Below are 10,187 nucleotides of genomic sequence, written 5' to 3' on the forward strand. Positions count from 1 at the left end.
CATATATTAATCTGTTTAGATTAATTATTATATTAATGTTTTCTCCAATACTAGATGTAGAAAGGAATGTATAAATAATGACTTTTTACCAAAAATTAATGCCGTATTATGATGAAATTTTTCCGGAAAATGAAAAACAATTGAATTTTATTGCTTCTTATTTACAAGAGGGGGACTCCGTAATTGATGTAGGTGCGGCAACAGGGAATGTGGCTAATGCATTAGTTGAAAAAGGAATGATTGTAACTGCGATGGAGCCAGAGAAGAAAATGGCTGATAAAATTTCTGAGAAGGCTATAACCCATAAGGGAAGACTTTTTGTAAATACACTTAGAATGCAGCAAATAGACGATGTGCCTGGGATATTTGATGGTATTTATTGTATTGGAAATACGTTGGTTCATTTAGACAATGTACAGGAAATTACTGATTTTATTCAAAGCTCTTTTAAAAAACTTAAGAAAAATGGAAAGTTCATAGTTCAAATTGTAAACTATGAAAAAGTATTAAATCAAAAAAATTTCATATTTCCAGTAATTAAGAAAGAACATTTCTCATTCAAACGAGATTATGCAATAGAGAGAAACAAGGTGCTATTTATTGTAACATTAAATACAAGTGGTGAAGAATTCTCAAATAGTATAGAGTTATATCCAATTACAAAAAAACAATTACTTCCCATATTAATAGAATGTGGATTTGAGTCAGTAGAAACTTACGCTAATTTTGATAAAAAAATATATTCACTTGATGGTCCGGCATTAGTAATTGTAGCAACAAAATAAATTTTAAAAACACCTGAGTAGAAAGCTGTTACTCAGGTGTTTTTTTATTAATTTTTTAAAATGTGATTCTAGTCCTCTTTTAATTATAAAAAAGTTTATATAATTCAGTGGTAAATCGAATCTAATTGAGGAGGAATTGAGTTATATGGGCAAAGAAATTAAGTTAACTAAAGATATATATTGGGTAGGAAAAGTTGATAATAGAGAAGTTCCATTTCATCGTTTAATCTTAGCAAAAGGAACAACTTATAACGCGTACTTGCTAAAAACGGAAAAACCAACAGTGATTGATACAGTTGATATAGAGTTTGGAAGAGAATTTGTAGAATCATTAAGTAAATTAATTGATCCACAAGAAATTCAGTATATCGTAGTGAATCATACAGAGCCCGACCATTCAGGGGGATTGGCAGCATTAGCATCAAGAGCTACTAATGCAACGATTGTATGTACAGAAATTGCAGTACCAGAAATACAAGAGATGTATAAGCTGCATAATCGAAAGTTTTTAATAGTAAAAGACGGTGATACATTAGATATTGGTGGAAAAACATTGAAATTTAAAGAAACGCCATATCTTCATACTGAAGAAACAATGATTACCTACTGTGTAGAGGATAAAATTTTATTTCCTTGTGATATTTTTAGTACTCATATAGCAAATGACGAGATTTTCAGTGATAAAGCGAATGTAGATATTACGGAAGATTTTATTGGCTATTATAATGCTATTATCCATCCACATAGAAGATATGTAAGAACATTAATAGAAGCTCTAAAAGATTTGGATGTACAAATGATTGCACCATCACATGGCTACATTTTACGTCAGGATATACAGAAGTATATTAAATTATATGCGGATATGAGTAGAGATACGAATCAAGATAAAAAAGTAACAATTGTATATACAACAATTAAAAATAATACAAAAAAAGTAGCAAATATTATTAAAGAAACTTTAGAAGCAGATAATATTCACGTATCAGTATTTAACGTTGATAAATCAAAAAAATTAGAGGTTTTAAAGAGTATCCAAGAAGCAGATGCAGTCTTCATAGGATCTTCAACTAGATATGCAGATATGATTGGTAATTTAGAAGACATTTTAAAAGAAATGACAGAAATGAACCTAGAAGGGAAAATTGCAGCTTCATTCGGTTCATATGGTTGGAGTGGAGAGGCAATTGAAGTGATACAAGATTACCTCAATGAAACAAATATGAATGTACAAAGCACATCAAAAGTTATCCAATCTACAGGTATGACTCATGTTGAATTTCCTATTCGGATTAGATTCTCTCCAAAAGATGAGGGGAAAGTAAAGAAAATTCAACATGCAACAACATTTGTTACAGATTTATTATTGAGTTCTATTTAATAGAAAAATGGAGGTGAAAACATGGAAAAGAATTTTGTTATTATTGGGAGTGGTGTAGCCGCTGTAAATGCCGCTAAAACTATTAGAGAGTATGATAAAGGATCAAATATTTTTATTTTTGGTGAAGAGCCATCACTACCTTATAAAAGAATTAAATTATCAAAGGATCTGTATTCAGATTTACACAGTGAAAAAGTGTTAATTAAAAAGAAAAAGTGGTATCAAGATAATCACATATCAGTTTTTATAAATACAAAGGTGTTAAAAATTAATACAGATGAGCAATTTATTGTTACATCCAATGAAGCGGTATTTTCTTATCATAAACTATTAATTTGTACAGGAGCGGATAATAGAAGATTAGAGATAAATGGAATTAATAAAAAAAATATTTTTACTATTAGGGACATGAAAGAAGCAGATGAGCTTAAAGGACATTTAGAGGACAAAGAAAGTGTTGTGACCATTGGTGGGGGTGTACAAGGGTTAGAAACAGCATGGTCTATTCTGAAAGCTGGTAAAAAGGTATCCATTGTAGAAGTAGCTCCTTTATTAATGAGAAGACAATTAGATACAAAATCTTCGCTTCTCTTGAAACGAAAAATTGAAAAGGAAGGAGTAAAGGTGTATTTAAATACTTCTATTGATTCTATCCTCGGGAAAGAATCCGTAACTGGCATAAAGATGAACGACAATTCTCAAATTAATTGTGATAGTATTGTTTACTCAATTGGCGTTACTCCGAACACTAAACTTGTACATGATACTGCTATTAAATTAAATAGAGGTATTGTTGTGGATGAGAAGATGAGAACAAATATAGACTCCGTATACGCTGCGGGAGATGTTGCAGAAGTAAATAATGAAATTGAAGGCTTATGGGGGACTGCCTTGGAACAAGGAAGAGTAGCAGGTAGTAATATGGTCTCTAAAACTGCCATTTATAAAAAAGAAATTCCAACCACTATTTTTAACGCATTCAATGTATCTTTATTTTCAATTGGAGTTGTTAATGAAGAGCAATGTGATACAACAATTGTTGAAGAAGACGGTAAGGAGAAGTATACAAGGTTATTTATTAAGGATAATAAAATAGTCGGTGTGATTTCATTAGAAGGAGTTGCTGCATCTATTCCTTACAAATCTGCGATTGAAAAGCATGTGTCGTTAGAAGGAATAGATTTATTAAATACAAACATAAGTGAAATAATGAGCAAGTTAAAATAAAAAATATAAAGCTGTACAAAAAGGAGAGGAAATCATGAAAAAATACATTTGTTTACCATGTGGATATATTTATAACCCAGAGGTAGGGGATCCAGATGAGGATATAGAACCAGGAACAAGTTTCGAAGATTTACCAGAGGACTGGGTTTGTCCTGTGTGTGGAGAAGATAAAAATCATTTTGCACCACTAGATGAATAAGAAGGAAAAAACAATGAGAATACTGTGCAGTATTCTCATTGTTTTTTATATTTTTGAATGTGATTCTGGTCACAGAAATATTCTTTAAAAAATTCTATAATAATTATGTAGCAGATACTTATACCGATTCAGCCATTCTCGGTACACTCTATATGGCCCTGGCGCCACCCTTTCTCCTCAGGGCCTTATTTTTCTATGCCATATTCAAAATATGTTTATGAAGATAGTGTATATCACTGTCTTCATAAACATATAGTTGTGATTTGGGTCACTGCAATATTTGATAAAAATGTCTATAATAACCTTGGATATCAGTATATTTTTAATTCTATAGTTAAAGTAAGGTGAGAAAATATGGACGATAATCATAAAAAATCAAGAGAGCTTTGCCCAAGAAAAGTACTAATTTTTAAGACCCTTTCCGAAGAGGAAATTAGTAATATAGCTTCAATGACAAAACATAGGAAGTTTAAAAAGGGTCAGCCATTAATTCTTGAGGGAGATAAATCAGATACATTATTTATTATTAATAGTGGACAAGTAAAGCTATGTACATTAACTCTTCAAGGGAAAGAGCAAATATTGCATATACTAACAAGTGGTGAATCCTTTTGTGAATTAAATATATTTAATTATGATGAAAAAAGTAATTTTAGTGCGTATGCTATAGAAGATACTCATATCTGTATGCTAAAAAAAGAAAATATGGATTATATAATGGAACGAAATCCAAGTATTGCATTAAAGTTGTTAAAAGTTGTCACAAAACGTTTAGCTAAGATAGAGAATTTAGTGCAAAATTTAGCGACAAACAATCCTGAAGTTAGAATTGCTCATATACTATTGGAGTTTTGTGATAAATATGGCAAAAGTACAGAGGATGGAATACTTATTAACTTGCCATTGACACGAGAGGAATTGGCAAATTATGCGGGGGTAACAAGAGAGACTATTAGTCGTAAATTGAATAAGTTTGAAAGTTTAGGGCTCATGGCCTCTGTTGGAAATAAGAAAATAATAATAAAAAATCAGTTAGCTATTAGAAGACTTATCAGTTTCTGACAAAAGACCCCTTTCTCAGAATATAAAAGAGGAGTTATTACAAATTAGTAAGTATTTTAATTGTATAAATTCTTAAAATCATTATATATGAGGAAATCACAAAAAGGGAATATGTGTTACCAATCGGTTTAATTGATAAGGTATGGATTTTTTGAGCCACAAAATATCACATGCCTTATAATCAAACTTAAAAAATAAATTTCAAATTATTTTATCTTATATTTTTGATTTATGTGAGGGACACACCTTATGTACCACTCCAATGGTATAGGTGTGTCCTTTAATTTTATATAATTAATAACGTTAGTGATTCTCATATAAACTAGATATTATTATATAATAATTATATAATGATAAATTAGTAATTTTAAGTTTATCTCAAATCTTATAGCTTTGTGTTTTTTTAGGAATGATAGTTAGGGCTTGTCTGCCTAATTGAACCCATGCTTCTTCAAAATCCTTCTTATCAATTCTTTTATTTTTTTCCGTATCTAATGGATCATTAATGTATACATATTGATCGGTGTATCCAGTTAGTAAAACACTATGTTGACGGTATGTAACTTGTCTCTCACCCATATTTGTTTTCCAAGTACGAAATTCATAATCAGGTAGTTTGCGAAAGCTTGCGTTTGTTAAAATCCAAACAGGGTGTTCTCTGTCAATTGCCTTATATAAATCCTCGGGATTACTTCCGGTTAAATCTATAATACAATTCTCTGATATGTATAATTTGGCTAACTCTAAAATTGGCTTAATATGCACACCTAAACCAGGCATATCTATGTCATACATATCTCCAACAAATCCTTCGTCCATATTTCCCATAAATCCATTGTTTTGAAAAGGTACATATTTAATATTTTCAGCTAACTCTAATTTATCAACGGATAGCCCATTAAAATTTAAAAGCATTGCTAAACTTGTAACTTCGCATCCACGTTCTAATTCTGGATTTTGTAGAATTAAAGGGACTTCTAAAGGATTATTCTTTTTAGAATATGATTTTTTTTTATCGGGTTTAACAAGTTTATCCATCTCATATGTTGTATTTTTAACGCTATTATTTTCACCTTTATGGACTAGAGTTATTATACATAATACCGTGCATAAAATAATTAATAGATAAATATTTTTGTGTCGTTGCATTTTAGTATGTCTCCTCAATTAAATTGATACGTTAATTTAGTACGTAATGGGGTTGCAATTGTGTCAATATTAAAGTGTTCTCTTTAATGTGTTTCCAAAGGTTTAAAACTCTTCTTAAACAATTATTAAGAAGAGTTTTTTAGATAAAAGTTATAAAGAATTAGTTTTAATTAACTAAGAAATTATGCAAAAAGAGTATTTGTCTGTACATTTGTTATATGCTCGGCTAATACAGTAGCTTGTGCGTGGAGGGGGGCTGGAAATCCTAATGTAATACCATTGTGTTCAGTGCATTCACCAATTGCATAAATTAATTTATCATTTGTTTGCATATACTTATTAACAACTATGCCACGGTTAACATGTAAGCCAGCTTTTTCTGCTAAATGTGTATTAGGTCGCCTACCAATAGGTATTACAATTAAATCATATTTTTTAATAGTGCCATCTTCGAATTGGATCCCCTCTGCGTAGTCTGTACCTAGGATTTTAACCGTGTTTTTTTCCATGAGAAATTGAATTCCTTTTGCTTTTAGCTTGTTACATAGTAATGAACAATCCAAGATATCTTGTTTTGCCATTAAGTGTGAACTGAAATGAACTACGTGGACGTCTATTCCAAAATCAAATAATTTTTGTGCAATTTTTAGACCGAGCATGCCATTGCCAATAATAATAGCTTTTTTTGCATGCTTCTTAATATTTAATAGAAATTGGATTTCTTCAGTTGTTCTAAGTTTATTTACTCCAAATAATTGCAGTCCTTTAACGGGGAAAATAAAAGCAGTAGATCCTGTTGCAATGATGAGTTTATCGTAGAAAACAATACGGCGTTTATCTGTAACAATGACCTCGTCCTCACGATCAATTTCTATTACCTTTTCGTTTGTAAAAAGCTTAATATTATGTTGTTTGTACCAATTATATTGCTTTTGTATTCTATTTTTAATATCTAATTGTAATGAAATAGTGTTTATTTGATTGTAGAGAGGATAGAGTTCATCACTGAAAATAGAAATGCTATACATATTAGGATTTTGTATTAAAATCTCTTCAATACAGCGTAAACTAGATATACTATTACCGATTATTACTAAACGTTTTCGTTTTCTCATATCAATTTCTCCTTTATATTGTGAAGTATTGAGCAAATATGTTCGTTCATATTATAACAATTTTAAAAAGCAGATTGCTTGATATATAGTTTATTTTAAAATATGTCACAAATTATCTTTATTCGGGTAATGAGATACAAAGATGATCCCATTAAACTCATAGGTTAGAGGCAAATTTTAAAAATGTTACTAAGATATTTCAGATGGAAAATGTTGAATATGTTTGCTGATAGTAGTATTTCTTCAATTTTTAAAGAATAATGCATACAAACACACTGTAACCTTATAATTAAAGTTTTTTTATGTATAAAAGCGAATAATTTCCTGATAGGTCACTATACAAGTAAGTAAAAATTAAGATGGAGTGCTTTTCCTAAACATGATAAATTAAAACTTTTTATACCAGATTAATTATTCTTTTATTCTATATTAACTAGGTATATTCGTGTATTATGCACCTTCTAGGATTTAGTGAATATAGCAGATTGCACATCATTTGAATCATTTTGTAAAGTGAGTATGTTTATTTTGTGAAATATTGAACAAAATCTTGAAAGTGAATATTGAAACATGTAGTTTATTCTTAGGATTATTTATAATAACCATGAATTAAAGGAGTGTGTAATTTTATGTTAGAACAAGGGATAGCTGATGCTATAAAACTTGCACAAAAGAAGAAACAAATATTAGATATAAACCCAATACAATATTTTGTTCGTGCATTACTAGCCGGCATCTATATTGGATTTATTATAGTATTATGTTTTAAATTAGGGGATTTTTTTCACGTTGTAAATTCACCTGCAACTTATTTAAGTGCTTCTTTATTTTTTGGAATTGCACTTATATTAATAATATATGGTGGAGCGGAATTATTTACTGGGAATACAATGTATTTTACAATTTCGACCTTACGAAAAAAAACAACGGTCTTAGATACTTGTCGTAACTGGGGTGCTTGTTTTTTAGGGAATCTGGTAGGTGCAATATTTTTTGCGTTATTATTTTATGGTACTGGTATTTTTGATCAAATTGAATATGAACATTTGATAAGTAATGTTGTTGAAGTAAAAATGAATACTCCGACAATACAACTATTTTTCAAAGCTATTTTATGTAATTGGCTTGTTTGTCTAGCATGTTTCCTTCCTTCTCAAGTAAAAGGGGATACAGCAAAAATAATTGTTATGATGTTATTGGTTTTTACATTCTTTTTATCTGGATATGAACATAGCATTGCAAATTTATCGCTATTTGCAATCTCCCTGGTATCGCCACATCCCAATACAATTTCTTTTAGTGGGGCTATTTATAATTTAATTCCAGTTACAATTGGAAATATTATTGGTGGATCTGTATTTGTTGGCATGGTATATCATTATATAACCCAAAACAACCCTACCCCTGAAGAGAAGGGTGATTTAGTTGAATCTCAATGTGAGGAAAACATCCCATTACAAACACAAATAAAAATTTAAGCTACTAATATAATCATTTTCGTATAAAAATAACATAATTATTTTGAATGTTATTTTTATATCAGTTGGCCTAATTAGCCGGAAATACCGTTTTAATAATTCTTTTAAATATATTTTTTTCTTTTATAAAATATATTATTTGTTTTTGTTAGACATATAAGGGAAGGGAAATATACAAAAAACATTCACAACTTATGTGACCTAAATTTGTTAATATAAAATGCAAGATCACATGTCGAATTTATTACAGAAAACTCTAAAAAATCAGTGGGAGGTTTACTAGAAAATGAATTTTGAAAAAGTTTGTTTGGTATAGAAGTGCTTTTAGGGGGTTATTGCTAAAATAGGTGAAATAACCTTCGATATACAAAATAAAAATTTGCAGTAATTAGATTTGAATGAAGATAATATAAGCATGAATGTCATTATGAAAAGTGATAATCCGTTAGTGAATCTTAATAAAAATGTAAGCGTTAACAATTTTATTTAACTAGATGTATAAACTAGATTTTTCACAGAATATCAAAGAATCTTTGAAATGTAGATAAAGAAAAATTATCTTATCTAGTGAAGCCATACATAATATTTTTTTGAGTTAAATAAGAAATAATGTTGGAGCAATATTTGCTGGAAATACATATGAAAAGGAATTTAAGTTTAACTATTTGGTATTGAACATTAATGTATTTCGAGTTCATTATTTGTTTATTCAAAATCAATTAAATCTCTTTTTATTAGAATAACAACAATGCACAAAAACATAACATAAATAGTGAGGGATCTATAAATGAATAAAAATATTAATCGTGTAGTTTTAATTGGTACAGGGGCCGTAGGATGTAGTTATGCATATTGTATGATTAATCAGGGCCTGGCAGAAGAATTCGTTCTTGTGGATGTAAATGAAGCAAGAGCAGAAGGAGAAGCAATGGATTTAAGTCATGCAATTCCTTTTTCACCATCACCAACAAAAGTATGGAAGGGTAGCTGTGACGACTGTAAAGATGCGCAAATTGTTGTAATAACAGCCGGATTGCCACAGAGACCAGGTGAAACACGTTTAGACTTAGTTGAAAAAAATACTAAGATTTTTAAAGAAATTATACGTAATGTCATGTCAAGCGGATTCGATGGTATTTTCTTAATTGCAACAAATCCAGTGGACATTTTAACATATGTAACTTGGAAAGAATCTGGGTTGCCGAAAGAACGCGTAATTGGTTCAGGTACAACACTTGATTCTGCACGTTTCCGTTACATGTTAGGAGAATATTTTGAGATCGATCCTCATAATGTTCATGCTTATATAATTGGTGAACATGGTGATACGGAGCTTCCGGTTTGGAGTCATGTGTCAGTTGGCGTTCAAAAGCTACAAACCATTTTAGAAAATAAAAGTCAGTATAATCAAAGTGACTTAGACGAAATTTTTGTTCGTTCACGTGATGCGGCCTATCATATAATTGAACGTAAGGGAGCGACCTGTTATGGAATTGGAATGTCTTTATTACGTATAACAAAGGCAATTCTACATCATGAAAATAGTGTATTAACAGTATCTGCATACCTTGAAAATGAATATGGTCATAATGATGTATATATAGGAGTTCCTGCTGTTATTAATCGCGAAGGTATTCGAGAAATTATAGAAATTGAGTTAAATGCGGAAGAAAAGTTTAACTTTAATCATTCTGTACATACATTAAAAGATACCATGTCACCAATACTATAAGATGAATTTATCGTATAACATTATGTCGAATATTTGAATTACTCACCACTTAACGTCCT

General features: G+C 30.0%; 9 protein-coding genes. 7 read left to right on the forward strand and 2 right to left on the reverse strand.

What is annotated here, in order from left to right; all coding sequences use genetic code 11:
* The first annotated feature begins 77 nt into the window (after positions 1-77).
* The 5 genes from DN401_RS24560 to DN401_RS24585 all read left to right on the forward strand — a co-directional run bounded on the left by DN401_RS24560 (position 78) and on the right by DN401_RS24585 (position 4,654).
* The gene (locus DN401_RS24560) at positions 78-785 is read left to right on the forward strand and encodes a class I SAM-dependent methyltransferase (protein ID WP_149288005.1); all 708 of its coding nucleotides are present in this window, start codon (positions 78-80) and stop codon (positions 783-785) included.
* Positions 786-930: 145 nt separating this feature from the next.
* The gene (locus DN401_RS24565; RefSeq protein WP_149288006.1) at positions 931-2,166 is read left to right on the forward strand and encodes an FprA family A-type flavoprotein; all 1,236 of its coding nucleotides are present in this window, start codon (positions 931-933) and stop codon (positions 2,164-2,166) included.
* Positions 2,167-2,187: 21 nt separating this feature from the next.
* Entirely contained in the window at positions 2,188-3,393 is a 1,206-nt protein-coding gene (locus DN401_RS24570; protein WP_149288007.1) for an NAD(P)/FAD-dependent oxidoreductase, read from the forward strand.
* A 34-nt stretch (positions 3,394-3,427) separates the two neighbouring features.
* Positions 3,428-3,592, forward strand: coding sequence for a rubredoxin (gene rd, locus DN401_RS24575; protein ID WP_000759867.1), 165 nt, complete (start codon positions 3,428-3,430; stop codon positions 3,590-3,592).
* 354 nt (positions 3,593-3,946) lie between these two features.
* Positions 3,947-4,654 (forward strand): Crp/Fnr family transcriptional regulator, encoded by a 708-nt coding sequence (locus DN401_RS24585; RefSeq protein WP_000342564.1) that lies wholly within the window; start codon positions 3,947-3,949, stop codon positions 4,652-4,654.
* Positions 4,655-5,032: 378 nt separating this feature from the next.
* Here the strand turns inward: DN401_RS24585 and DN401_RS24590 are convergent, their stop codons facing one another.
* Both DN401_RS24590 and DN401_RS24595 read right to left on the reverse strand, forming a co-directional pair.
* A complete protein-coding gene (locus DN401_RS24590) occupies positions 5,033-5,803 on the reverse strand; it encodes a C39 family peptidase (RefSeq protein ID WP_098277381.1) in 771 nt (256 codons plus the stop codon).
* 182 nt (positions 5,804-5,985) lie between these two features.
* Positions 5,986-6,918, reverse strand: coding sequence for an FAD-dependent oxidoreductase (locus tag DN401_RS24595; RefSeq protein ID WP_149288008.1), 933 nt, complete (start codon positions 6,916-6,918; stop codon positions 5,986-5,988).
* A 629-nt stretch (positions 6,919-7,547) separates the two neighbouring features.
* Between DN401_RS24595 and DN401_RS24600 the strand changes: the two genes are divergently transcribed.
* Together DN401_RS24600 and DN401_RS24605 are read left to right on the forward strand one after the other, a co-directional pair.
* Positions 7,548-8,396, forward strand: a complete 849-nt coding sequence (locus tag DN401_RS24600; protein WP_016083475.1) for a formate/nitrite transporter family protein — start codon at positions 7,548-7,550, stop codon at positions 8,394-8,396.
* Between the two features lie 787 nt (positions 8,397-9,183).
* Positions 9,184-10,128 carry an L-lactate dehydrogenase gene (locus DN401_RS24605; protein WP_061660649.1) on the forward strand — a complete coding sequence of 315 codons (945 nt, stop codon included), beginning with the start codon at positions 9,184-9,186 and terminating at the stop codon, positions 10,126-10,128.
* The last annotated feature ends 59 nt before the right edge of the window (positions 10,129-10,187 follow it).

Source organism: Bacillus sp. BF2-3 (genome assembly GCF_008368795.1).
Taxonomy (GTDB): domain Bacteria; phylum Bacillota; class Bacilli; order Bacillales; family Bacillaceae_G; genus Bacillus_A; species Bacillus_A cereus.